This window comes from Nocardia sp. TBRC8007, assembly GCF_056629435.1.
Map to the genome: position 1 here is coordinate 231337 of NZ_JBWSOR010000002.1, position 23811 is coordinate 255147.

Consider the following 23811-nt stretch of genomic DNA (forward strand, 5'->3'; position numbering starts at 1 on the left):
TTCGCACCTGAATACGGTCCTCGTGCAGTGAATCCGCGACGACCGTGTAGGCACAGCAACAGAGACTACCTCCAGTGATCCACGTTATGTTCAATGCTTTCCAGGAGAGAAAGAGGAAATGCCCCAGAGTCGGCACCTGCACGGCAAACCAAGCCGGATATCGGCCGGACCCGCATGGCGGCGCAGTGCGCCGTCCGGTGCGTCGTGTCGCCCCGCGGGCTGGAACGGGAACCACGTGCGGGGGCGCGAAGCAGGGGTGCCGTGCATCGGGGAATCGGCAGTGCCGCGCTCTGAGAAGTGAGACATTGCCAATAATTTGCTCTCCTGATGTAGACGGGGGAGTGATCTGGTATTTACCAGGAATAAGTGCGGTTTACGTAAGATTGCGAAATGTTTGCTACGGTTTGGCATAGGCTCGTGTTCCACGCTGCTTCGCATGAGTGACAGTAGATAATGACCGCGTGACGAGGATAGATCACCTCGCGTCGCCGATGAGCGTCGCCGCGGTTGACGGCGTCTTAGCGGGTGCACCGCAGAGAGTGGGTAGCTTCCGCTTCTGGCCGACAGATCAGCGATGGGAATGGTCGGATGAAGCCGCCGCGCTCTACGGCTACGCCGGGAGCGTGCAACCAAGCACCGAGTTGCTGCTGGAGCACAAGCATCCAGACGACCGCACATTGGTCACCCAGGTCGTCGCCGCCGTCATTCGGACCGGCGGTCCGTTCCGGGTTCGCCATCGTGTCATCGATACCGCTGGGCGCGTACATCACGTCATCGTGATTGCCGACCGTATGCTCGACGAGTGGGACATGCTGGTCGGTGTGACCGGCTATTTCGTCGATGTATCCGACACTCTCGAAGAGAATCGTCAGGAGATCCTCGATGACACCCTGCCCGAGCTGGTCGAATCACGCGCGGTGATCGAGCAGGCCAAAGGCGTGCTCATGGTTGTCTACGGCATCAAGGCTGAGCAGGCGTTCCGAGTACTGCAATGGCGTTCACAGGAAACCAATATCAAGTTGCGCGCTTTGGCGCAGAAATTGGTCACCGAGATCCTCGCTATGGGTGGAGCTCCGGCTTCTCAGCGTGCCCGATTCGACCACCTGCTGCTGACTATGCACGGCAGTGCCGTGGCCGCGGAGTGAAAGTGAGCCAGGCTGCGGGGCCGATCAGGAAATGTCGGTTACTGTCGCGCATTCCGATCGGCTGAATCCTGGCCCGACCGTTCTGGCGAGGAAGTTGAGATTCGGACAATCGAGGTGCCGCGCGGCACAGTCGTTTCGATAAGCGAGCGGTTACCGGCTCCTCTGATCCGGTAACCGCTCGCTCGTTGTCCGCTCCGTCGAGTACTTCCAAGCGGAAATACTCGACGTTCTAGGGTATGTGTGGATACGATGCCTCGGGGGATATCTCCGACCTGAATGGTGAGGAGGTTACGTGGAAAAGGTCGAGCTCGTCACCCTGGCAAACGCGTGGTGGCGCGCATTGCAGGCGGTCACTGACGACCAGGTGACCGTCAAAGACCCGGAAGCAGTGCTCCTAGGGCTTATCGAGGATCTGGTATTGGGTATCGAAGCAGAACTGTTCGACGCGAGTATCGGTGCTCGAGTAGGGGCTGTGCTGGTCTCCATAGGTATAGTCGGCCCGGCCGTGCTGAGCGCATCCGCGCAGGTACTGTATTGCTTGGCCGAACGAAGTGAGAACCCGCGCGCGGGTCGAAGGCTCGCCGCGCTACTCGCCGAGGTCGGGCAAGGATACGAAATGCGAATGTACGCCCATGGGGGGCGGCGGTTGGAGACAGTGCGTGAGGCGAACCGAGCAGGGAGCGAACGTTTCCGTGTCGTCTTCGACAACGCCGCGATCGCGATCGGTATCGGTGACACCGATGGGACGCTACTGGATGCCAATCGTGGACTGGCCGAGATGGTCGGGGTCCCGATCGAAACGCTCCGGGGGATATCGGTCTACGATTTCGCGCACCCGAGTGACAGGGATGCCATCCGTACGCTGGTGTACGAGAAGCTGGTCCCGGCCGGAGCAGGCACGGTCAAGCTGGAACAGCGAATTCGGCGTGCGGACCACAGCTACAGATGGGCCGCTTTCGCGATCACCTTTGTCAAGGGTGATACAGGGCAGAACGACTACCTGCTCGCGGTCGGTGAAGACGTTACCGAGCAGCACCGGATGCGGGAAGAGCTGCACCGGCAGGCCCGACACGATCCGCTCACCGGGTTACCGAACCGTAGACATCTCATCGAACGAATCGACGCGATGATCTCAGGTGCTCACTGCGGCGACCGCGTAGGGCTGTGTTTTGTCGATATCGATCGTTTCAAGCACGTCAACGACCATTATGGTCACGGCACGGGTGACCAGATCCTCACTGCGGTCGCCACTCGTTTACAAGACAGCGTGCGCAGTGCGAGTTGCTTGATCGCCCGGATCGGCGGTGACGAGTTCGTCGTGCTGATTCCGCCACCTGCGAGCGATCACCGAGTGGCCACTGTGGCCAATAGCCTGCTCGAATCGTTGATCGAGCCGATCATCGTCGGCAACCGGCGACTGCGCATGTCCATCAGCATCGGTGCGGTCCTGACCCCGGTCGCTGATGTGGATGCCGAGTCGTTGCTCGATGCCGCCGACATGTGTCTCTACCGTGCGAAGGCCGATGGCAAAGGCCGGTGGGTATTACACATTCCCGATACCGACACCACTTGTGGACCACAGCCTGTGTTGTGAGCCGAGGCGTGCCACTGTGCGGGTAGGAAAGTTCTGTGGTGTTTCGTTCAGCCGCTGAGTAACCGGTGCAGAAAAGCCGGTGGGACGATCGGCCAGTCTTCTTTCCAGCTGCCCTTCTGGAAATCGTGGTCGAGCGACCGCAACAGCGTGATGATCCACGGGCCTTCGTCGAGCAGCGGGCGGATGAGTCCGACGTCAGCGTAGGCGGCCAGCACCGGTACGAGGGCTTCCTTCGCGGCGTCGGTCTGCTCTGCTGCCGTGAGACAGGATGCGAGCAGCGTCTGTGCCCGCGCTGCGCTGCGCGGGCGTCGAGCTGCGTCGATGGAGTCGTGCAGCTGCTCGGCGCGGGTGGTGGCGGCGGCGATCTGTGCCCTGGTTCCGGAGCGTAAGAGCATCCGGATCGCGGAATCTTCTTGCAGCTCCGCAGTCATTGTCGCGATACCGTCTTCTCCGGCCGTGGGTTCGGTGAGGTAGGTGGGGGTGAGCCCGAGCCGAACCTGCTCATTGGCTACCCTGGCGGCCAGTCGCGGCAGTCTCAAGGTACGCGCGGTCTCGGCGCCTTCTTCCAGGCGTCGGGCGGCGGCTTCGAGGTCGCCGCGTAAGGCCTCGAGCCGAGCGGCGGTGGCGTAGCCGGCCATCAGGAACGAGACCGGGCCACCCTCGGTGCCGAGTTGTCCGGCCTCGTTCAGCAGCTCTTCAGCTATAGGAAGGCAGTCCTGCTCGTAGAGCAGCTCGCCGAGTAAAGCACCCGCCAAGCGCGCGGAATAGGATTTCGGGCCCGAAGCGGGAGTGGCGATCTGCACCGCAGTGCGGAAGCTGTGTTCTGCCGTAGGGATGTCAAGCTCTTCCATGGCGGCAATGCCGACCATGCAGTGGCTGTACATCAGAATGAATGAGCTGCGGGTTTCCCGATGATAGCGGGTGGCCCAATCGTGCCATTCGCGTGCTCTATCGTAGTCGAACCGGCATAACGCGGAGAACGCGGCCAGATTGGCAGCCGTACACAGCGACCATGGTCCCAGGGTGTCGGCTCGCTCCAGGCATTCGGTGACCACGGTGTCCACTCCTTCCACGTGATCGGCGAACACCCGCTCCACTTCCTCGATGAGGTCGGCCTCTACCGCGAGATCAGAGCCGGTCGTCGTGGACTGGTCGAGCGATGCCCGGGCCATTCGCAGTGCAGCGTGTAGTTCGGTGGACTGCCGCAGTAGGGCGTTTGCCCAAGCGACCCCGATCTGCAGCCGTGGGCGTGCGCAAGCAACCGCCGGTGGAAGTTTGGCAACTAGTCCTAGAAATGTCGCGAGCTGGGCCTCTTGCACCATTTCCCTGGTCCTCGCTTCGACCATGTCAACAGCCTTTTCGCTGTCTCCGCAGGCCAGCGCATGGTCTATCGCCTCGCTGAGCATTCCGTGGTCGGCGAACCAGGTGGCGGCAGCACGGTGTAGTTCGGGTACGTGCTCGGGCTGGTCGCGTTCGAGGCGTTGCCGGAGGAAATCTGCGAACAGATGGTGGTAGTGGAACCATTCGCCGCTGTCGTCGGTCCGGCGCAGGAAAAGATTGCGGCGTTCGAGATTCTCCAGCAGTGTCTGCCCGTTCGGCATGCCGGTCAGTGCGGTGGTCAAGCTGCCGGAGATTTGTTCGGGAAGTGAGGTTTTGAGCATGATATCGAGTAGTTGCGGCTCGACGGTGTCGAGTACATTTTCGGTCAAGTACTCCGCGATGGTGTGATGGCGCCCGGACAGGTGGGTGATCAGCTCAGCGGGGTCGCGATGCTCGCGTAGAGACAGCGAAGCCAGTTGCAGTGCGGCGGCCCAGCCTTCGGTGCAGTCGCGCAGCTCGATGCTTTCCTGTTCGTCCAGGGTGAGGCCGCTTTGTGCGGCGAGAAACGAACGTGCTTCTTCGGCATCGAAGCGCAATGCGGTGGCATCGATTTCGACGATTTCATGTCGAACCCGCATGGTGGCGAGTGGCAAACTCCCCAGGGAGCGGCTGGTCACGATGATTTGCAGGTGGTGGCAGCCTCGCTCCATCAGGAAGTTCAAGGCGGTGACGGCAGCGGGGCCGGAGATTCGGTCCCAGTCGTCGATGACGAGGGCGAACCGTTCGCCACGCTCGTGAATGGTATTGATCAGCGTGGTGAGCACATAGCGTGCGGCAGTGTCATCGCCTTCTTCGAGCATGGGCGCGAGGTCGGGTGCCAACGTCGGATCGGCCCGGTCGAATGCCTCGATCAAGTGGGTGAGCAACCAGACGACATTGTTGTCGTCTGGATCGGCATTCATCCAGGCCACGGTGACATCACCGGTCTCGGTGAGATGCTTGGCCCATTGGGCGGCCAGCGTGCTCTTGCCGAACCCGGCAGGAGCATGGATGACAGCGAGCCGTGGCTGTGGCTCGGCGTGCAGGGCGGCGATCAGCCGATCACGATGGACCAGGGGGCGGGTGGACATCGCCGGGCGGAACTTCGTTTCGGGTGCGGGCGGCGTCCTGAGGCGAGCCGAGGGAGATCGTGAGGCGGCGGTCGATGGACGCGTATCGAGTCCAGGAAGTGACTGGTGATCGGTGACAGGCAAGGACATGCTCTCGACCGGCATATCGTTACGGCGCTGGATATCACGCAACAACTCCCCGAATGCGGCGGCTGAGGGCGGACGATCCGCCGGATTACGCGACATACTGGCCTCGATGGCAGCGCAGACTTCGGTGGGGATGCCATCGGATCGTAAATCAGGGAGCGGGTCGGTAGAGATCCGGAGGAACTGGGCGACGATCTGCTCGCCGGAGTGGCGTTCATATGCCGCGTGGCCGGTGATCATGGCGAACAGGGTCGCGCCGAGGCCGTACACATCGGAAGCCGCCGATGGAATGTCCGAGCGCAGCACTTCAGGCGCGGTGAAGGCGGGGGAACCGGTAACCACTCCGGTGGTGGTTTCGAAACCACCTTCGATGCGAGCGATCCCGAAGTCGGACAGTTGTGGCTCGCCATAATCGGTGAGTAGGACATTGCCTGGTTTGATATCGCGATGCAGTATCCCGGCTCGATGCGCGGTCTCCAGGGCGCCTGCCAGTTTGATAGTGATGCCGATCGCCTCGGGCACTGGTAGAAAGCCCTCTCGGCGGATGTGGTTGTCCAGAGAACCACGCGAATGGTAGGGCATCACCAAGTACGGGCGTCCGCTCCCGGTGACACCCACTTGAAGGATCGGCACGATATTCGGATGTCCGGACAGTACGCCCATCGCCTGCTGCTCACGCAGGAATCGCTCGACATTCTCCGGTTCCAGATCCGGCTGTGTGGTGAGGATCTTGACCGCGACGCTGCGATTCAGCGCGCGCTGCCAACAGCGGTAAACTACCCCGAATCCACCTCTGCCGATCGTTTCGGGGTTGTCGAGCCCTTCGCCCTCCAGCTCGATCCCTGGAGGCCGATCTTGCTGTGTTGTGAACGGGTCCCAACCAGTCATGGCCCTGCTCTGCGTCGGGTGGCTACGGTCCTGCGATAGACACCTAGTTTATGCCCGAAGCATTCCGCGTTGGATGCGTGCGACCCTTCTCATCAGAGAATTTCGTACGTTTCGGCCGGTTCGACCGTTGCCGTCGCTATGACAGGAGCGGGTGCGCTATCGGGCCATGGATGAACATATGGTCGCAAGATTACCGATTAGTAATATGATTTACATCACTTACAATATTTCGTGATTACTCACTGTGCCGATTGGAACTGTGGCGGTTGGCATCGTGACCTCGCCCGCGATCTGCGTGATGTGCGTTCGGCGGTGTCCATCACGATATTGTCTCTCCTGCGCGGAGAGCGTATGACCCGGATCGTCATGGCCCTTGTGGCCGGGGCCGTCGGTATGGACGCATGCTCGCGCTGTTGTTTTCGATCGCATCGAGCCGTCTGGGGGAATCCGATTGGTCGCTCGTATTCTCATAGTGCGTTACGAGCAGGCGGATATATCGCGTTGAAAGACTTTATTTTGCAAGATTTGTCGCTGCTGCGAGAGTGAAACATGATGGTAGCGAGTGGGAGCCGAGCTGACTGCGCGGTGTTCGATGATCGTGACCGCCGCTGTCGAGACCAGTAGCGGAGCTGTAATCGATTGCGGCCGGTATGCTCTGGGCCTCTGCGTGCTATCAGGAGGCCTTGACGGCAAAATGCGGACGCAATCTTGCGTTCTGCCATCAGCGCGCGCATTATCCAGTTAGCCTAGTTGCGACAACCGATACGATGACCGGGACAACCGAATCGAGAGCCAATTATGTTGGTACAAAGAGCGTTGGTGTCGGGTAAACCAGAGGCGGGGCGGTGAGCGCGCCGACAGTCGGCACGCTGCCGACGGCACCGCAATTATTATGTGCTTTCCAGGGACGTCGTTTCCAAGATCAGGAACTTCTGCGGTTCGCACATACTCTCGCCGTACTGCATCAACATCGCACGCAGGCGAGGAATATCATGATGATTACCGAAATAGACTGTCGATGTGGCGAACTCATCGATGAGATCAATGAGTGGGTCGCACAGGAACTACCGCAGCATCGGCAGGGGGCTTCGCTGCATACCGAAAGCCTCGGTGCGGTGGTGGACCGGATGGCGCGCAGTTGGGTGCATGCGAATCGGGTCATTCATGACGAAGGCGCGCGCAGTGACAATACCCATAAGTATTGGTATCAACTGGCCGAACTCGTGGATGGATATACCGATCTAGTTATCGATGTAGCCGGTGGTCGCCGCCGTTTGCCCGAGCGATGACCGCGTCGCAGTGCGGCGCCTGGTCCGGTGTGCCATGTGGCGGACCAGCCGTGGCGTGTCTGCCGTAGTCTCGGTGCGTAGTCGGCAGTGGGGCACGGATAGTGAGTGGGGCACCGATAGTGTCGGAGCCGGGCGGGCGCGGTAGCTCGCTGTGGTGAGCTTGCTGGATACCGCGATCGGACCATGGTCCGGTGCGGTTCCGGCTGGTCTCGGCACCGGCCCGGTCGTCCGATTACGCTGTTCGCTATGTCTGTCCGCACTCGTAAGCCGCTCGTTCCCGGCACGCTGTCGCCTATTCGTGAAGTTCCGCGCGCCATCGAGCGTCCGGAATATGTGTGGAAGAAGACCGCCGACGAGGGGCACGAGCCCTGGGTGCAGAGCGCGGAGACTATCGAAAAGATGCGGATCGCGGGCAAGATCGCCGCGCGGGCGCTGGAAGAGGCGGGTAGCGCCGTCGCGCCCGGCGTCTCCACCGACGAGCTGGACCGTATCGCGCATGAGTACATGTGCGACCACGGCGCGTACCCGTCGACCCTTGGTTACAAGGGCTTTCCGAAATCCTGCTGCACTTCCCTGAACGAGGTGATCTGCCACGGCATCCCGGATTCCACTGTGATCGAGGACGGTGACATCGTCAATATCGATGTCACCGCCTACATCCACGGTGTGCACGGTGATACCAACAAGACCTTCCTCGCCGGTGCCGTCGACGAACGGGCGCGCCTGCTTGTGGAGCGGACCGAGGAAGCCACCAGCCGGGCTATCAAGGCGGTCCGGCCGGGCCGGGCGCTCAATGTGATCGGCCGGGTAATCGAATCTTTCGCCAACCGCTTCGGTTATGGAGTGGTGCGCGACTTCACCGGCCATGGTGTGGGTCCCACGTTCCACAGCGGCCTGGTCGTCCTGCACTACGACCAGCCTGCGGTGCAGACCATCCTCGAACCGGGTATGACGTTCACCATCGAGCCGATGATCAATCTCGGCGGTGTCGACTACGAGATCTGGGACGATGGCTGGACTGTGGTCACCAAAGACCGCAAATGGACTGCGCAGTTCGAGCACACTCTGGTCGTCACCGAATCGGGGGCCGAGATCCTGACCCTGCCGTGATCGGAGATCTGGCCGTCGGGATGCTTTCGGGCGGGATCGAGGCTTGCTCGCGATGAAGGGCGCACTGCTGGTCGCAGGCACGACTTCGGATGCGGGCAAGAGCGTTGTAGTGGCCGGGATCTGCCGGATGCTGGCCCGGCGTGGCGTGCGCGTCGCGCCGTTCAAAGCGCAGAACATGTCCAATAACTCTGTGGTCACCCTGGACGGCGGAGAGATAGGCAGGGCGCAGGCCTTACAGGCGCGGGCATGCGGCCTGGAACCGAGTGTGCGGTTCAACCCGATACTGCTCAAGCCGGGCAGCGACCGGCGCTCGCAGTTGGTGGTGCGGGGGAGCGCGGTCGGTACCGTCGGCGCCGCGGACTACGTTCGACATCGACAGAAGCTGCGCGCTGTCGTGACGACCGAACTCGCGGCGTTGCGAGCCGAATTCGATGTGGTGATCTGCGAGGGCGCCGGTTCGCCCGCCGAGATCAACCTGCGTGCCACGGATCTGGCGAATATGGGCCTCGCCCGTGCCGCGCGGCTGCCGGTGTTGCTGGTCGGTGACATCGATCGCGGCGGTGTGCTCGCTCACTTGTTCGGTACCCTCGCGATCCTGGAGCCCGAAGATCAGCATTTGATCTCGGGCTTTGTGATCAACAAGTTCCGCGGCGCGCGTGAGTTGCTGCGACCAGGTCTGGACAGGCTCACCGAGCTCACCGGTCGCCCGACTCTAGGGGTACTCCCTTATGCCGAGGAACTCTGGATCGACGCGGAGGATTCGCTCGGCACTCTCTCCGATGCCCCGGTCGGCCGTCCTCGCCCTCCGGTGGGCGCCGAATGGCTGACCGTCGCCGCGGTTCGGCTGCCGCGCGTCTCCAACTCCACCGATGTGGAGGCACTGGCTTGCGAGCCGGGCGTCGCGGTGCGCTGGGTGAGCGAACCGTCCCGGCTGGCGGAGGTAGATCTAGTGGTCGTACCAGGAAGCAAGGCGACGGTGTCGGACCTGCGTTGGTTACGTCGCACCGGGATCGCCGACGCCTTGCGCTCGCGCGCTGCCGCGGGCGCGCCGATCTTGGGCATCTGCGGGGGGTATCAGATGCTCGGTGCCCGCATCCTTGATCACATCGAGTCCGGTGAAGGGGAGGTCGAAGGGCTCGGACTACTCGATCTGACCATCGAATTCGCTGAAACCAAGGTCTTGCGCCGCAGCGAAGGGCACGCCGCGGGGATCGCTGTGCACGGCTATGAGATCCATCATGGTCGTGTCATACACCGCGGTGACTCGGCATGGCTCACAGTCGAGGGCGAGCCGGAGGGCAGTATCCGCGGCGCGGTATGGGGCACTCATCTGCATGGATTGCTGGAGTCGGATCAGTTGCGCCGCACCTGGCTGCGTACGGTCGCCGCAGCTGCGGGACGATCAGGTTTTGTCGTCGTCGACGATGTTTCGGTCACCGCGGTGCGTGCCGCGCAACTCGACCTCTTGGCTGATCTAGTGGAAGACCACCTCGACGTCGCGGCGATCGAGCGCTTGCTCAGCGCGGGAGCCCCCGCCGGCCTGCCGACCGTGGTCGCCGACGCCGTATCCACCGATGCGAGTCGCGGTTGACGTCGGCGCTCCAGCGCCGCACCGGCCGGATGGGGGTAGATGGATCGATAGCGGCGTGAGAGCAGGAGCGAGTGCGGACGTGAGCGAGGGGAAGCGAGCGGGCCGTGATGTGCGTACTCGCCGGAGTCGGCTCGTGTTCCGTCACTCGGTCTCAACGATCCGTGTAGCGTGATTCGGCATGAGATCTCGGCAGATCACGGTGGGCGACCGGGCGTGGACCGTGCGGATCGATGGGCCGGAGTCCCGGCACAGCGTGTTGCTGCTGCCCGCGGCGGATGACATGCCGGGCGTCTACGACCAGGTGTGCGCCCGGCTGCACACTTCGGATCTGCGCACTTTCGTGGTGGAATCGGTCGAGGGCCTGGACTCGGTCGGCGTGACCACGATTCTGGACGAATTGGAGTTGCCCTGGGTGAACGTCGCCGGGTGCGGTCTGGGTGCGGTGTTGGCCTGGCGAGCCTGTGCGCGCGGATTCGGCCGTTTCCAGAGCCTGGTCGTCGCCGATCAAGGGCATCCAGCCGTGCCCGGTGCCGACGGCACGGTGCTGGACGCGTCCACCGGTCCGGTTGAGGTGCCGACCACGTTGCTGATCACCAAAAAACTGCCGCGTTCGGTCGCCGACGCCTCCGGGCGGTTCGTCTACGGCGAATTCCGGGTGGTCGAGGTCGATGGTGCCGACGTGGCCACCGAAGCAGGCCACGAACTGGCCACGGAGATCGTGCTACGCACCAGCTTCTGGTGAGTTTTGGTGCTCGGCTCGGCTGCGATCACCACCAGTTCGGTAATCCGCCAGCCAGTCCAGCCAGCTGTCCAACTCGGCGAACGCTTGGGCCAGCGGCTCCGGACCGGACAGGAACACGTCGTGCTTGGCGCCGTCGATCGGCACGATGTTGGTGCGATCGCCCAGACAGCCCGACCAGCGCTGGATCTGTTTGACATCGAGCACCGCGTCGGCGACAGCCACGGCCGGGCCGTACTTCTTGGCGAACTTGGTAATCCGGGAGCGCAGGATCAAAGTAGGCACCCCGACCTCGAGGCCCTCTTGTAATCGCAAGTGTCCCTTACGGATGGCGCTCAGCCATCCGAACCGGATCGGGAAGCCGTGCAGCGGTTTCCAGTCCAGATTGTAGTCCCACTCGCCAGCTGCCGAGTGGTGCAGGCTGTCGCCGTATGTGCTGATCTTGGTGCCGGGTAGCTGGATCGTACCTCGAACTCGCCCGATCGCCTTGATGATCGATGTTCCGATGCCCCGATAGAGCGGCGGACCCTGCAGATCGAACCACGGACTGTTGAGCACCAGTCCGGTGATCCCCGCAGTGGTCGCTCCCTGGGTGCGATTCAATCGATCCAGCCACAGCGATATGACCAGACCACCGGTGGAGTGTCCGTTGAGCACCACCGGCGCGCCGGTCTCGGCCCGGATGATCCGCAGTGACTCGTCCAGCTCTTGATCGTAGAACGCAAGATCTGTCGCATAGTGCGGGGTGTGTCCCTGGCGTCGCGATCGGCCACATTTACGCAGATCAAGCGCATAGAACTGGAATCCGCGCGCGGCGAAGTGCTCGGCGAGGTGTTCTTGGAAGAAGTAATCGGTGAATCCGTGGACATAGAGCACCGCGCCTGCGGTGTGTTCGACATCACCGTTGGGTATATAGCGCACCAGTGTGGCGACCGCCTCGCCTTCGCCGTCGGGATCGAGACCCAGCGAGAGTATGCGTTGCTGATAATGCGGGCCCAGGACATCGGGGCGCCATTTCCCGCCATCCGAGGGGGCATGGACCGGCCCGGCAAGCGGTTGTTCGTTCGTCACACGATCAATCTATGGGATGCGGTGACGAGCAGGCCGACCGCGACCGTCTCTCTACGCCGAAGTGGCGACGATCTCTGTCACATTCCGCACGCTCGGCGGGCTGACTGTATCGAGGTGGGGTAGCGAGGTGCACAATTGGGCTTGAGTGAACAGCGGGTAACCTGACTCCCGCCACGCTGTTCGGGAACGGCGGCCGCCGGACCCGGAGCACAACCAAACACCGTGCCCAGGCAGGTCCATTCGCCCGGTGGGCCCGCGCAAAAGGACAAGGAAGTCGATCTACTCGTGCCGAACGCTGCCATGACTGAAAAGACCGATGTAGTACTCATCGGTGCGGGGATCATGAGTGCCACTCTCGGCGCGCTGCTGCGGCAGCTGCAGCCGGACTGGTCGATCTCCCTGTTCGAGCGGCTCGACGCTGCCGCAGCGGAGAGTAGTGACCCGTGGAACAACGCGGGCACGGGGCACTCCGCATTGTGCGAGCTGAATTACAGCCCGCAGAACCCCGACGGCTCGGTGGACATCACCAAAGCCGTCGATATCAATGAGCGATTCCAAGTCTCTCGCCAGTTCTGGTCTTATGCCGTGGAGAACGGGATTCTCGGCGATCCGTCCACGTTCATCAACCCGATACCGCATGTCAGTTTCGTGCACGGTGCCGACAGTGTGTCTTACTTGCGTAAGCGGTATGAGGCCCTGGCTGCGCACCCGCTGTTCGAGGGCATGGAGTACATCGACACCCCCGACGAGTTCGCCCGGCGTCTGCCGTTGATGGCGCGTGGCAGGGACTTCTCCGAGCCGATCGCGTTGAACTGGTCTGATGGCGGTACCGATATCGATTTCGGCGCGCTCACCAAGGAACTGCTCGCCTATCTCGGCGCCTCCGGCGCGGATCTGGCTTTCGGTCATGAGGTGCGAGATCTGTCCCAGCGATCCGATGGATCCTGGCTGGTCACGGTGCGTAATGTCCGTACCCGTGAAACCAGAGGGCTGATCAGTAAATTCGTGTTCGTCGGCGCGGGGGGCGGCGCGCTGCCGTTGCTGCAGAAGGCGAACATCACGGAGGTCAAGGGATTCGGTGGGTTTCCGGTCAGTGGTCAGTTCTTCCGGTGTGTCAACCCGGCGCTGATCAACCAGCACGGGGCCAAAGTGTACGGTAAGGCCGCGGTTGGTGCGCCGCCGATGTCGGTGCCGCATTTGGATACTCGGGTGATCAAGGGTGAGCCGGGGCTGCTGTTCGGCCCGTACGCGGGCTGGACGCCGAAGTTCCTCAAGGACGGCAAGACCACCGACCTGTTCAAATCGGTGCGGCCGAACAATATCTTCTCGCTGCTCGGTGTCGGTGTCACCGAGTTGGGGCTGACCAAATACTTGGTCAGCGAGCTACTCAAGTCGGAAGCCGGCAAGGTGATCACATTGTCGGAGTTCGTCCCGCGTGCCGAGGCCAGGGATTGGGAGCTGATCACCGCGGGTCAGCGTGTGCAGGTGATCCGCCGTAAGGGCATAGGCGGGGTGCTCGAGTTCGGCACCGCGGTGATCTCCGCACAGGACGGCAGCATCGCAGGCCTGCTCGGCGCGTCACCCGGTGCCTCGACCTGTGTGACAGCCATGCTCGACGTCCTACAGCGGTGCTTTCCGTCCGAGTACGATCAGTGGACATCCAAGTTGAAGGAAATGGTGCCTTCGCTGGGGATGCGGCTCTCGGACGACCCGGCGTTGTTCCGTGAAGTGTGGGATTGGACTACCAAGGCGCTGAATCTCGGCGGCGGTGACAACACGCCGAGGTAGGTGGGGTCGCGGCGAACGGCTGGGTGTGATAGCAAGACTCGATGATGTCAACTGTTGTACTCAAACGGTCATGGGCACAGGACCTCGACACCACTACGCTCTATCAGCTGTTGAAACTTCGCGTCGAAGTCTTTGTCGTCGAGCAGAAGTGCGCCTACCCGGAACTGGACGGCATGGATCTGCTTCCGGAAACCCGGCACTTCTGGCTCGACGACGAGGGTGAGGTCATCGCTACGCTGCGGTTGTGCGAGGAGCACCATGACGGTGTGAAGAGCTTCCGCATCGGCAGGCTTTGTACCGCAATGCCCGCACGCGGCCACGGCTACACCACCAGGTTGTTACAGGCGGCGCTGGCCGAAGCCGGTTCGACACCGGTGCGGTTGAACGCGCAGAGCTACCTGGTCGATCTGTATCGCAAGCACGGCTTCAAGGTCGACGGCGAGGAGTTCGAAGAGGACGGCATCATGCACGTGCCGATGCGCAAGGGCGGGGTCTGAGCGCAAGATTCGCGCTCCCGCGTATCCGTTCCGGACGCTTTCCGTCACGGGTGCGGGTGCGGGTAGGGCGCTATCGCCAGGGAGCGGATCGAAGGGTGCCGTCGGATGCTCGAATGTGACGTGCTTAGAGTTGAGGCGTGTCTTTGTCCCATGCCGAAACCGTATCGCCGTCCGACCGACACAGCCGACCGCATCCGAGCCTGGAGGGAGAGTCCGGTTTCCCCTTCTCGGCCGTTGTGGGACAGCAACAGCTGCAACTGGCACTGATCCTCTGTGCGGTGCATCCCGGCGTCGGTGGGGTGTTGGTGCGTGGTGAGAAGGGCACCGCCAAGTCGACCGTGGTGCGCGCATTCGCCCAGCTGTTGCCACCGGTGGTGGACGAGACCGGGGCGCGGCCTGCCCGGCTGGTGGAGTTGCCGGTAGGCGCGACCGAGGATCGTGTCGTCGGCTCCCTGGATCTGGAGCGTGTGCTGCGCGATGGGGAGCACGCCTTCCGTCCCGGACTGCTGGCGGCCGCACACCACGGCGTGCTCTATGTCGACGAGGTGAACCTGCTGCACGATCATCTGGTGGACGTTTTGCTCGATGCTTCGGCGATGGGCCGGGTACACATCGAACGAGACGGTGTCTCGCACTCACATCCCGCGCGCTTCGTTCTGGTCGGCACCATGAACCCGGAAGAGGGGGAACTGCGCCCACAGCTGCTGGACCGATTCGGGCTGACCGTGGATGTGGCGGCCTCGCGGGAAGTTGACGTGCGCATGGCGGTGGTGCGCCGCAGACTGGACTACGAGGCTGACCCGGTCGGGTTCGCCGCGTGTTATGCCGAGGCCGACCGCGAGGTGGCCGAGCGGATCCTCGCCGCCCGAGCACAGGTCGGCCAAGTGCTGCTCGATGATGTGGAGCTGCGACGGATCGCCGCTCTGTGCGCCGCGTTCGATGTCGACGGGATGCGGGCGGATCTGGTCGTGGCCCGCGCCGCGACCGCACATGCCGCATGGCGCGGCGGCACGACAGTGACCGAGGACGACGTGCGGGTGGCGGCGGAACTGGCGCTGCCCCATCGGCGCAGGCGTGATCCGTTCGACGAGCCCGGTATCGACGAGCGACAACTGGACGACGCGATGCGTGCCGCCGCGGAGCAGGCGCGGGATGACGAGCGATCACCTGCTCCGGCGGAGGAGTCCGCGCGGTCGGGTCCAGAACCCGAAAGCCGCGGAGGCGATCCGGAAGCCTCGTCGTCGGCTGGTCCGGGTGGCGGGCCGGAGGAGGACCCGACGCCGCCGGACGGTCCCGGTAACGGTGGGTCCCGCGAAGAACGCAGTGGAACACCGGTTTCCGGTGCGTCCGCAGTGCCACGCTGGGAGGTGCCCGGCGTCGGTGCCGGTGCCTCGGGTCGGCGTTCCCGCGCCGAGTCGCGGCAGGGGCGAGTCGTGCGTTCCATGCCCGATATCTCTTCTGGGCTGCATATGATGGGCACACTTTTTGCCGCAGCAGCCCGGCAACTGTCCAGCGGGTGCGTCGAGGGGCCGCTGCGGCTCGTCGCAGGTGATCTGCGCGGTGCGCATCGGGAAGGGTTGGAAGGCAACCTGGTCGTGTTCGTGGTCGACGCATCCGGCTCGATGGCCGCGCGGGACCGGCTGTCGGCCGTCACCGGCGCGGTGGTCGCTTTGCTGCGTGATGCCTACCAGCGCCGAGACAAAGTCGCCGTCGTCGTCGTGCGCGGTACGGAGGCCGATCTCGTTCTGCCGCCCACTTCGTCGGTGGACATAGCGGTGCGCCGGTTGTCCGGAATGCGCACCGGCGGAAAGACCCCACTCGCGGCAGGCTTGCTGAAGGCGCGTGAAGTAGTGCGGCGCGAGCGGGTGCGTGACCCACGCCGCAGGCCACTGCTGGTGTTGCTGACCGATGGTCGTGCCACTGGCGGCATCGATCCGGTCCCACGTGCTCGCGCCGCCGCGGCTTTGCTTGCCAAGGACGCGGTCACTTCGGTCGTGGTGGATTGTGAACGCGGCGTGGTCCGCTTGGGCCTCGCCGCAGAGTTGGCCCGCGACCTGCGCGGCGGCTATCTGGGCCTGGCCGAACTGAGTGGAGAGTCGGTCGCGGATGTCGTCCGCGTGAACTCCGGAGGCGTACGTGGCAGACCGGTGCGAGCGGCTTGACCAGTTGTTGTCACGCTGCGCGGCTCGACGCGGGGTGCGTCTGCTCGGACGCGCAGTCCAGGCATGACGCATAGTCCGGAGTCTGGACCGGAATGAGCCGAGAGAACAAGGAGATTCGATGCCAAGGGGTGTCCCGGCGATAGTGCCCGACGACGGGCTGACCACACGGCAGCGACGCGATCAGCCGGTCCTGGCAGTACATACCGGACCGGGCAAAGGCAAATCGACGGCCGCGTTCGGGATGGCGCTGCGGGCCTGGAATCAGGGCTTCGATATCGCGGTGTTCCAGTTCGTGAAGAGCGCCAAATGGAAAGTGGGTGAGGAGGCTGCATTCCGTGCTCTCGGCACGCTGCACGAGCAGACTGGGGCGGGCGGGCCGATCGAATGGCACAAGATGGGTGAAGGCTGGTCCTGGGCGAGGAAGCAGGGAACCGAACAGGATCACGCCGCGGCCGCGCGTGCGGGCTGGCAGGAGATCAGCCGTCGCCTGCGTGCCGAACAGCACCGTTTCTACGTTCTCGACGAATTCACTTATCCGCTCGAGTGGGGTTGGGTGGATGTGGCCGAAGTAGTCGAAACCCTCCGTAATCGTCCCGGCAAGCAACATGTCGTCATCACCGGCCGCCATGCGCCGCAACCGCTGATCGATGCCGCAGATCTGGTCACAGCGATGACCAAGGTCAAGCACCCTATGGATGCGGGACGTAAAGGGCAGCGGGGTATCGAATGGTGAGGACTGCACTCTCACGGCACACCGCTCATATCGTGCCTGCTGTGCCGATCCCAGCAGGAGGGTGGGTATGAGTGTGGGTGTCGTGATCGCAGCCCCCGCGTCGGGGAGCGGCAAGACCACGGTGGCTACCGGATTGATGGGAGCGCTGCGGCGAGCGGGACATCGCGTGGCGCCCTTCAAAGTAGGGCCGGACTACATCGATCCCGGCTACCACGGTCTGGCGGCGGGCAGACCCGGGCGCAACCTGGACCCTGTGTTGGTGGGTGCGGAGCACGTGGTGCCGCTGTATCAGTACGGTGTGCGCGGCTGCGACCTCGCGGTGGTCGAGGGCGTGATGGGATTGTTCGACGGTCGGATCGATGAGTACCGCTCCGGCCCGGTGGCAGAGGGGTCGACCGCGCAGGTCGCGAAACTCCTCGGGATGCCGGTGGTGTTGGTCGTGGACGCACGCGGGCACAGCCAGAGCTTGGCGGCGCTGCTGCACGGCTTCGCCACATTCGACAGTGGTGTCCGGCTAGGCGGAGTGATCCTGAACAGGGTCGGCAGCCGACGACATGAGCAAGTATTGCGCGCGGCGTGCGATCGGGTCGGATTACCGGTGCTCGGTTCGTTGCCTCGGCTGGTCGAACTGGAGCTACCGTCCCGGCATCTCGGTCTGATTCCCGCCGTGGAACACGGTGCTGCCGCAGTGGCGGCGGTGACGGCAATGGCAGATCTTGTTGCCGCTCACGTGGACCTGCCAGCGATTACGGCACTGGCTCGCGCATCGGTCACCGGACCGGCCTGGGATCCGGCCGCGGCGGTGCGTGGTCATGATCGAGTCGATGGTGTCGAGTCCGCTGCCGGGGCCTGCTTCGACTCGGTCGGCTCCGACAGCGTTGCCGCCCGTTCCAGCCCACCACTGATCGCGCTGGCCGGTGGCGCGGCGTTCACCTTCGGATATGCCGAACATCGGGAGTTATTGTCGGCGGCGGGCGCGCAGGTGGCGGTATTCGACCCATTGCGCGATGACCTGCCGGTGGAGACAGCGGGGTTGGTACTGCCCGGCGGCTTTCCGGAGGAGTATGCCGCGCAGCTGTCGGACAATATCGGACTGCTGCGGGCTGTGCAGCAGGCCGCTGGGCAGGGGATGCCGGTACACGCTGAATGTGCGGGGCTGTTGTATCTCACCCGATCGCTCGACGGACATCCGATGGCGGGAGTGGTCGACGCCGTCGCCGAGTTCGGTGCGCACCTGACCCTCGGCTACCGAGATGCTGTGGCCCTTGCCGGCTCTCCCTTGTGGATGACAGGGGAACGGGTCCGCGGGCATGAGTTCCATCGCACCCGTCTGGTGTCGGCGCCTTCGGCGCCGCCGGCATGGGGGTGGCGCGACAGCGCCGGTGCTGGAGTTCGCGAAGGTGCGCTCTTCGGCCACGTGCATGCCTCTTACCTGCATACTCATCCAGTCGGGAACCCGGAAGCGATGCGTCGCTTCGTCGTGGCGGCCGCGGCATATGCCCGAGCGCGTGTCCCGGCCTGAACTGGCCGTCGGCATCGGCATTCGCCCTGGTACGGGTCAAGAAAGTATTCGCGCGGCATTATGCGGAGTGCTAGGCGAGGATGTCGAGGCCACCATCGCCTGCTTGGCGACGGTCGACCGGCGTGCTGCCGAACCAGGCCTCCGAGCGGTCGCTACGGTCTTGGAAGTGCCGATCCGCTCTTATACCGCTCGCGAACTCGCCAGCGTGCGGGTGCCGAATCCGTCCGCGCGCATCGCGAGCACGCTCGGCACTGCGAGTGTCGCGGAAGCGGCTGCCGTGCTGGCCGGCCGCGGCCCGCTGGTGATTTCCAAGACCATGATCCACGCAGTGGTGATCGCCGCGGCCCTCATTCGCTGAGCATCGGCCGACATTGTCTCCTGGCACGATTGTCTCCTGGCACGTACGTCTCGGCTGCACCGCCCGCGATGTGCCGGTCCAGTGCGTGTAATGCGTTCTAGTCGACTCATGGGCGGAAATCGGGCTCGAGGAGCTGGGTATGTCCGGACATTTACCCCTGCGGGTACGCCGTTCGGTGTATAGGTGAGCAGCCATCCGGTGTACAGGTGAGCAGGCGTATGGGCCGTGCGGCGTACTGGGAAATCCGGGGTTCTTCCCGAGGTTTTTCCATGATCGGTTCCGATATGTTCGATGCGCGGGAAACATCGATGAACGAGGGGGCATGGTGACCACGGCCGGAACGGATCACTCGGAACCATCGAAGGCTACCGCGCCTCCGGATGTACGGCGACAGCCCTGGAGCCGACCCGCGCGGATCGGATTCCGCTTCGTTTTCGTCTACCTGGTGCTGTTTTGTGTGCTGTTCGCGCAGATCCTCTTCGTATTCGCCGGAGCAGCGGCCAGCTGGCTGCCGGACTCCGCGATCTTGTGGCAGATGCGTGCGGTGAGCTGGATCGCCAGCTGGGTAGGCGACCACGTATTCGGTATCGACGCTGTTCTGCACGAGGATTCTGGCAGTGGTGATCAAACCGTCATCTGGATATTGATCTGTTGCGAACTCGTCGTGGCCGGGGTGGTCACCCTCGTCTGGTCGATTCTCGATCGGCGCCGTCGCGAGTATGTCACTCTCGGTGCGTGGTTCGTGCTGTTCATCCGGCTGTGTCTGGGTGGTCAGATGCTTTTCTACGGGATGGCCAAGGTTATTCCAGCGCAGATGCCAGAGCCGTCGCTGATCGCGCTATTGCAACCGTACGGGACGATGAGCCCGGCTTCGGTGCTATGGAACTACGTGGGGGCCGCACCGGCCTACCAGATCCTGCTCGGCGTGGCCGAAGTGCTGGGTGGACTGCTGCTGTTCATACCGCGCACCGCGACGATAGGTGCGCTGCTCAGCCTGGTGAGCATGGCTCAGGTTTTCGTGTTGAACATGACCTACGACGTGCCGGTGAAGATCCTCTCGTTCCATTTGCTGGTGCTGAGCCTGGTAGTGCTGGCGCCGCAGGCCGGGCGACTTGCGAATATCCTTGTACTGGAGCGTCCCGCCGAGCCGGCTACCCAGCCCACGGTGTTCGCTTCCCGGCGCCCGAATCGGATCGCCGCGGTAGCGCAGGTCGCGCTGGGGCTGTGGGTGTTGATCGGTTCCACGCAGTACGCCTGGGAAGCATGGAGTAAGGCGGGCAGCGGGATACCGGAGCCGCCGCTCTATGGCATCTGGACCGTCGGTGAATTCACCAGGGAGGGGCATCCGATACCGCCACTGGTCACCCATGAGGACCGCTGGCGCCGGATCATCTTCGATCGGCATGGCACGGCGGTGCAGAAAATGGACGATTCGTTTCTGCCTGTGGTGGCGACAGTCGACGAGGCCGCGCATACCCTCGCCCTGTCGGAGCCGCCGCAGTCCATGGACGCATCGCCCGCGTCTATGGCGACCTTCACCGTCGTTCGACCCACCTCGGACAGGTTGCTGTTGACGGGGGAGCTGAACGGGACGCCGGTGACGCTGTCGCTCGACCGGGTGGACCCGGACTCTTTCCCCTTACGTAGCCGCGGTTTCCACTGGGTGCAGGACTATCCGTTCTTCCGTTGAGTGATCCGACCTTCCGTTGAGTGATCCGACGTTGATCTCGGTACGTCGAAATCGTGCCACGGCAGGCTTGATCCGAGCGTTCCCCTGTGCTCCGCGAGCGGCCGGGTAGCCATACTCCGATCGAGAGCGGGCAGGCGTGATCGCGGACGTCTCTGGGCGACTGCCTGCGCCGAGATCTGAAGCCGTAGGCTCGAAACTTGTGCTGAACACCTTGAACGCTCCGCAGGACCGACCGACCGGCGACCCGAACTATCTGGTCGGGATCGATCTGCACGGACGGCGTGTCGTCGTGGTAGGCGGGGGCAGCGTAGCGCAGCGCAGGTTGGGCCTGCTGATCGCCTCCGGTGCGCACGTGCATGTGGTCAGCCGGGAGGTCACGCCCGCTGTCGAAGGAATGGCGACGTCGGGGCGGATCACAATCGCGCTGCGCGATTACGTCGACGGCGATCTCGAGGGCGCTTGGTATGTGATCGCGTGTACCGACGAGCCCGAGACCAACGCGGCGGTGGTCGCCGAGGCAACTCGGCGGCGAATCTTCTGTGTGCGAGCCGATATCGCGCGGTTGGGCACTGCGGTGACTCCGGCCACCGCGCGCTACGACGGGCTGAGTCTCGGCGTGTTGGCAAGCGGGCAGCACCGGCGCTCGGCGGCAGTGCGTACCGCTCTGCTGGAGGCGCTGCAATCCGGTGTGGTCAGCGACGACTCCACGCCGATCACGCCGGGTGTCGCGCTGATCGGTGGCGGACCGGGCGATCCCGATCTGATCACGGTGCGCGGCAGGAGGCTGTTGGCCAGAGCGAATCTGGTGGTCGCCGACCGGCTCGCCCCGCCGGAGTTGCTTGCCGAGCTCGGGCCGGAAGTCGAAGTGGTCGATGCTGCGAAGATCCCGTATGGGCGGGCGATGGTGCAGGAGGCGATCAATGCCGCGCTGATCGAAGGCGTGAAGGCGGGAAAGTTCGTGGTGCGGCTCAAGGGCGGCGACCCCTATGTATTCGGGCGTGGTTACGAGGAGTTGGAGGCTTGCGTCGCGGCCGGTGTGCCGGTCACGGTGGTGCCCGGCGTCACCAGTCCCATCGCTGTGCCCGCCGCCGCGGGGATCCCGGTGACGCACCGCGGTGTCACGCATGAGTTCGTGGTGGTGAGCGGGCATGTTACGCCGGATCATCCCGACTCGCTGGTGGATTGGCCCGCGCTGGCCCGATTGCGTGGCACGTTGGTGTTGATGATGGCGGTGGAGCGGATCGAGCAATTCGCTGCCGCGCTGCTGGCCGGCGGGCGCCAGGCCGACACACCCGCTACGGTCATCCAGGAGGGCACGCTGCGCACCCAGCGCGTGCTGCGTGCCGACCTCGGTACCATCGCTGCGCGAGTGCGCGCGGAGGGCATCCGTCCACCCGCGATCGTGGTGATCGGCCCGACCGCGGGATTCTCCTCCGCGCTGGAGTCCGGCTTCGCGACCGGATAGGGCGCGAGCTTCCGGAGTCGTTGTGAATACGGGTGTCGCGATTCACCCGGATAGGTTCGGCTAAGGAGGTTGGGCGACATCAATTACAGTGGCTCACTGTGCTTCGGAATCCCGCTGCGACGATGCAGTACCCAGTGACGCAGCGGGCCTTCGGGCTCGCGGTCCTAGTCTTGAGCGGGCTACAGCTCATGGTCGTGCTCGACGGCACAGTGGTGATCTTCGCGCTGCCTCGGCTGCAAGAAGAGATGGGGCTGTCCAGCGCGGGTGGCGCGTGGACGGTGACATCCTATGGACTCACCTTCGCGGGGCTGATGCTGCTCGGGGGCCGGCTGGGCGATGCCTTCGGCCGTAAACGCATGCTGATCGCCGGGGTGTCGGTATTCACCGTGGCTTCGCTGTTGTGCGGGCTGGCGCAGAACGAGGCCATGTTGCTCGCGGCGCGCGCCTTTCAGGGCGCGGGCGCTGCTGTCGCGGCGCCGACCGCTTTCGCCCTTGTGGCCACGACGTTCGCACCGGGCAAGGCACGTAATCAGGCGATCGCGATTGTCGGATCGATGGTAGGTATCGGCTCGGTCGGCGGACTGGTGGTCGGAGGTGCGTTGACCCAGTTGTCGTGGCGGTGGATCTTCCTGATCAACGTCCCGATCGGAGCGCTGATCATCCTCGGCGCGTTCTACAAGCTCGCCGACACCGAGCATCACCGAGCGGCGCTGGATATACCCGGCGCGGTGCTCGGTACCCTGGCCTGCGCGTCCATCGTGTTCGGCGCGACCGAAGGACCCGAGCTGGGCTGGGGACATCCGGCCATCATGGGCTCGTTGATCGCAGGTATCGCGCTGTTGCTCGTCTTCGTGGCCCTGGAGCGCCGGGTGGAAGATCCGCTGCTGCCGTGGTCATTGTTCGACAGTCGCGATCGTATCGCCACTTTCCTGCTGATCTTCCTGGCCGGTGGGGTGCTCGGTGCGATGACCTTCTTTGTCGCCCAGTTCATGCAGAATGTGATCGGGTACGGTCCGCTTCAGGCGGGCGTCGCGGCCATTCCGTTCACCATCGGCATCGGTATCGGTGGTGCGATGGCCTCTAAAGCGGCGCTGTTCATCGCTCCGCGCTGGCTGCTCATGGGTGCGGGCATGGTACTCGGCATCGGTTTGCTGTTCGGCTCCACCCTCGACGACGAGGTGACCTACGTCTCCATACTGCTGCCGTTGTTGATCGTGATCGGTCTCGGAGTCGGTGTCGCTATGGTGCTTGCTCCGCTGTGCGTGCTGGTCGGTGTGCCGCCGACCGATATCGGTCCACTGGCTGCGGTCGGGCAGATGTTCATGAACCTGGCGACGCCGATCGCCGTCGGATTGCTCACCCCGATCGCCGCCTCTCGTACGCTATCGCTCGGTGGGCGCACTGGGCGAGCCGCCGAGATGACCCCCGACGAGATCGCCGCGCTCGGCAGTGGCTACACCCTGGTGCTTCTCGTCTGTGCACTGCTCGCGTTCGGGGCCGCGCTGGTCGCGCTGACCCTACGGTTCACCCCACAGCAGCTGGCACAGGCGCAGCACGCGCAGGAAGAGGCCCAGCAAGCCTGAACCGGTCTCG

At 63.8% G+C, this 23811-nt stretch carries 17 protein-coding genes; 15 read left to right on the forward strand and 2 right to left on the reverse strand.

Annotation, left to right across the window (positions count from 1 at the left end):
• The first annotated feature begins 461 nt into the window (after positions 1–461).
• Together ACX4ZE_RS03680 and ACX4ZE_RS03685 are read left to right on the forward strand one after the other, a co-directional pair.
• Positions 462–1145, forward strand: a complete 684-nt coding sequence (locus ACX4ZE_RS03680; RefSeq protein WP_480271836.1) for a PAS and ANTAR domain-containing protein — start codon at positions 462–464, stop codon at positions 1143–1145.
• A 292-nt stretch (positions 1146–1437) separates the two neighbouring features.
• Positions 1438–2739 carry a diguanylate cyclase domain-containing protein gene (locus tag ACX4ZE_RS03685; RefSeq protein WP_480271837.1) on the forward strand — a complete coding sequence of 434 codons (1302 nt, stop codon included), beginning with the start codon at positions 1438–1440 and terminating at the stop codon, positions 2737–2739.
• 47 nt (positions 2740–2786) lie between these two features.
• Here ACX4ZE_RS03685 and ACX4ZE_RS03690 read toward each other — a convergent pair whose 3' ends face one another.
• Positions 2787–6203 carry a protein kinase domain-containing protein gene (locus ACX4ZE_RS03690; protein ID WP_480271838.1) on the reverse strand — a complete coding sequence of 1139 codons (3417 nt, stop codon included), beginning with the start codon at positions 6201–6203 and terminating at the stop codon, positions 2787–2789.
• Between the two features lie 992 nt (positions 6204–7195).
• On the opposite strand from ACX4ZE_RS03690, the gene ACX4ZE_RS03695 reads away from it, so the two are divergent.
• The 4 genes from ACX4ZE_RS03695 (at position 7196) to ACX4ZE_RS03710 (ending at position 10935) form a co-directional block, all read left to right on the forward strand.
• Positions 7196–7492 (forward strand): DUF4254 domain-containing protein, encoded by a 297-nt coding sequence (locus ACX4ZE_RS03695; protein ID WP_480271839.1) that lies wholly within the window; start codon positions 7196–7198, stop codon positions 7490–7492.
• Between the two features lie 246 nt (positions 7493–7738).
• The gene (gene map / locus ACX4ZE_RS03700) at positions 7739–8602 is read left to right on the forward strand and encodes a type I methionyl aminopeptidase (RefSeq protein WP_480271840.1); all 864 of its coding nucleotides are present in this window, start codon (positions 7739–7741) and stop codon (positions 8600–8602) included.
• Between the two features lie 52 nt (positions 8603–8654).
• On the forward strand, positions 8655–10193 hold the full coding sequence (locus ACX4ZE_RS03705) for a cobyric acid synthase (protein WP_480271955.1): 1539 nt from the start codon (positions 8655–8657) through the stop codon (positions 10191–10193).
• 178 nt (positions 10194–10371) lie between these two features.
• The gene (locus ACX4ZE_RS03710; RefSeq protein WP_480271841.1) at positions 10372–10935 is read left to right on the forward strand and encodes an alpha/beta hydrolase; all 564 of its coding nucleotides are present in this window, start codon (positions 10372–10374) and stop codon (positions 10933–10935) included.
• Here ACX4ZE_RS03710 and ACX4ZE_RS03715 read toward each other — a convergent pair.
• Positions 10915–12003 carry an alpha/beta hydrolase gene (locus ACX4ZE_RS03715; RefSeq protein WP_480271842.1) on the reverse strand — a complete coding sequence of 363 codons (1089 nt, stop codon included), beginning with the start codon at positions 12001–12003 and terminating at the stop codon, positions 10915–10917. The two genes, ACX4ZE_RS03710 and ACX4ZE_RS03715, sit on opposite strands and share 21 nt — an antisense overlap.
• Before the next feature lie 300 nt (positions 12004–12303).
• Between ACX4ZE_RS03715 and mqo the strand changes: the two genes are divergently transcribed.
• The 9 genes from mqo (at position 12304) to ACX4ZE_RS03760 (ending at position 23801) form a co-directional block, all read left to right on the forward strand.
• Positions 12304–13791: a malate dehydrogenase (quinone) gene (gene mqo, locus ACX4ZE_RS03720; RefSeq protein WP_480271956.1), complete on the forward strand. Its 1488-nt coding sequence runs from the start codon at positions 12304–12306 to the stop codon at positions 13789–13791.
• 41 nt (positions 13792–13832) lie between these two features.
• A complete protein-coding gene (locus ACX4ZE_RS03725) occupies positions 13833–14288 on the forward strand; it encodes a GNAT family N-acetyltransferase (RefSeq protein ID WP_480271843.1) in 456 nt (151 codons plus the stop codon).
• Positions 14289–14488: 200 nt separating this feature from the next.
• Entirely contained in the window at positions 14489–16450 is a 1962-nt protein-coding gene (locus ACX4ZE_RS03730; protein ID WP_480271957.1) for a VWA domain-containing protein, read from the forward strand.
• 118 nt (positions 16451–16568) lie between these two features.
• Entirely contained in the window at positions 16569–17183 is a 615-nt protein-coding gene (gene cobO / locus ACX4ZE_RS03735) for a cob(I)yrinic acid a,c-diamide adenosyltransferase (RefSeq protein WP_480271844.1), read from the forward strand.
• 67 nt (positions 17184–17250) lie between these two features.
• Positions 17251–18705 (forward strand): cobyrinic acid a,c-diamide synthase CobB, encoded by a 1455-nt coding sequence (locus ACX4ZE_RS03740; protein WP_480271845.1) that lies wholly within the window; start codon positions 17251–17253, stop codon positions 18703–18705.
• Positions 18692–19063 carry a cobalamin biosynthesis protein gene (locus ACX4ZE_RS03745; protein WP_480271846.1) on the forward strand — a complete coding sequence of 124 codons (372 nt, stop codon included), beginning with the start codon at positions 18692–18694 and terminating at the stop codon, positions 19061–19063. Before ACX4ZE_RS03740 ends, ACX4ZE_RS03745 begins: the two co-directional genes overlap by 14 nt.
• A 322-nt stretch (positions 19064–19385) precedes the next feature.
• Positions 19386–20753 carry a DoxX family protein gene (locus ACX4ZE_RS03750; protein WP_480271847.1) on the forward strand — a complete coding sequence of 456 codons (1368 nt, stop codon included), beginning with the start codon at positions 19386–19388 and terminating at the stop codon, positions 20751–20753.
• A gap of 202 nt (positions 20754–20955) precedes the next feature.
• On the forward strand, positions 20956–22218 hold the full coding sequence (cobA, locus tag ACX4ZE_RS03755; protein WP_480271958.1) for a uroporphyrinogen-III C-methyltransferase: 1263 nt from the start codon (positions 20956–20958) through the stop codon (positions 22216–22218).
• Between the two features lie 122 nt (positions 22219–22340).
• Positions 22341–23801 carry an MFS transporter gene (locus ACX4ZE_RS03760; RefSeq protein WP_480271848.1) on the forward strand — a complete coding sequence of 487 codons (1461 nt, stop codon included), beginning with the start codon at positions 22341–22343 and terminating at the stop codon, positions 23799–23801.
• Positions 23802–23811 lie beyond the last annotated feature (10 nt).

Excerpts from the sequence above, each read along its gene's own strand:
- ACX4ZE_RS03740 (WP_480271845.1), top strand. The coding sequence starts at position 17,251 with ATGAGTGTGGGTGTCGTGATCGCAGCCCCCGCGTCGGGGAGCGGCAAG.
- cobO (WP_480271844.1), top strand. The coding sequence starts at position 16,569 with ATGCCAAGGGGTGTCCCGGCGATAGTGCCCGACGACGGGCTGACCACA.
- map (WP_480271840.1), top strand. The coding sequence starts at position 7,739 with ATGTCTGTCCGCACTCGTAAGCCGCTCGTTCCCGGCACGCTGTCGCCT.
- ACX4ZE_RS03695 (WP_480271839.1), top strand. The coding sequence starts at position 7,196 with ATGATGATTACCGAAATAGACTGTCGATGTGGCGAACTCATCGATGAG.
- ACX4ZE_RS03705 (WP_480271955.1), top strand. The coding sequence starts at position 8,655 with ATGAAGGGCGCACTGCTGGTCGCAGGCACGACTTCGGATGCGGGCAAG.
- mqo (WP_480271956.1), top strand. The coding sequence starts at position 12,304 with ATGACTGAAAAGACCGATGTAGTACTCATCGGTGCGGGGATCATGAGT.
- ACX4ZE_RS03760 (WP_480271848.1), top strand. The coding sequence starts at position 22,341 with ATGCAGTACCCAGTGACGCAGCGGGCCTTCGGGCTCGCGGTCCTAGTC.
- ACX4ZE_RS03725 (WP_480271843.1), top strand. The coding sequence starts at position 13,833 with ATGATGTCAACTGTTGTACTCAAACGGTCATGGGCACAGGACCTCGAC.
- ACX4ZE_RS03750 (WP_480271847.1), top strand. The coding sequence starts at position 19,386 with ATGGTGACCACGGCCGGAACGGATCACTCGGAACCATCGAAGGCTACC.
- ACX4ZE_RS03710 (WP_480271841.1), top strand. The coding sequence starts at position 10,372 with ATGAGATCTCGGCAGATCACGGTGGGCGACCGGGCGTGGACCGTGCGG.
- ACX4ZE_RS03690 (WP_480271838.1), bottom strand. The coding sequence starts at position 6,203 with ATGACTGGTTGGGACCCGTTCACAACACAGCAAGATCGGCCTCCAGGG.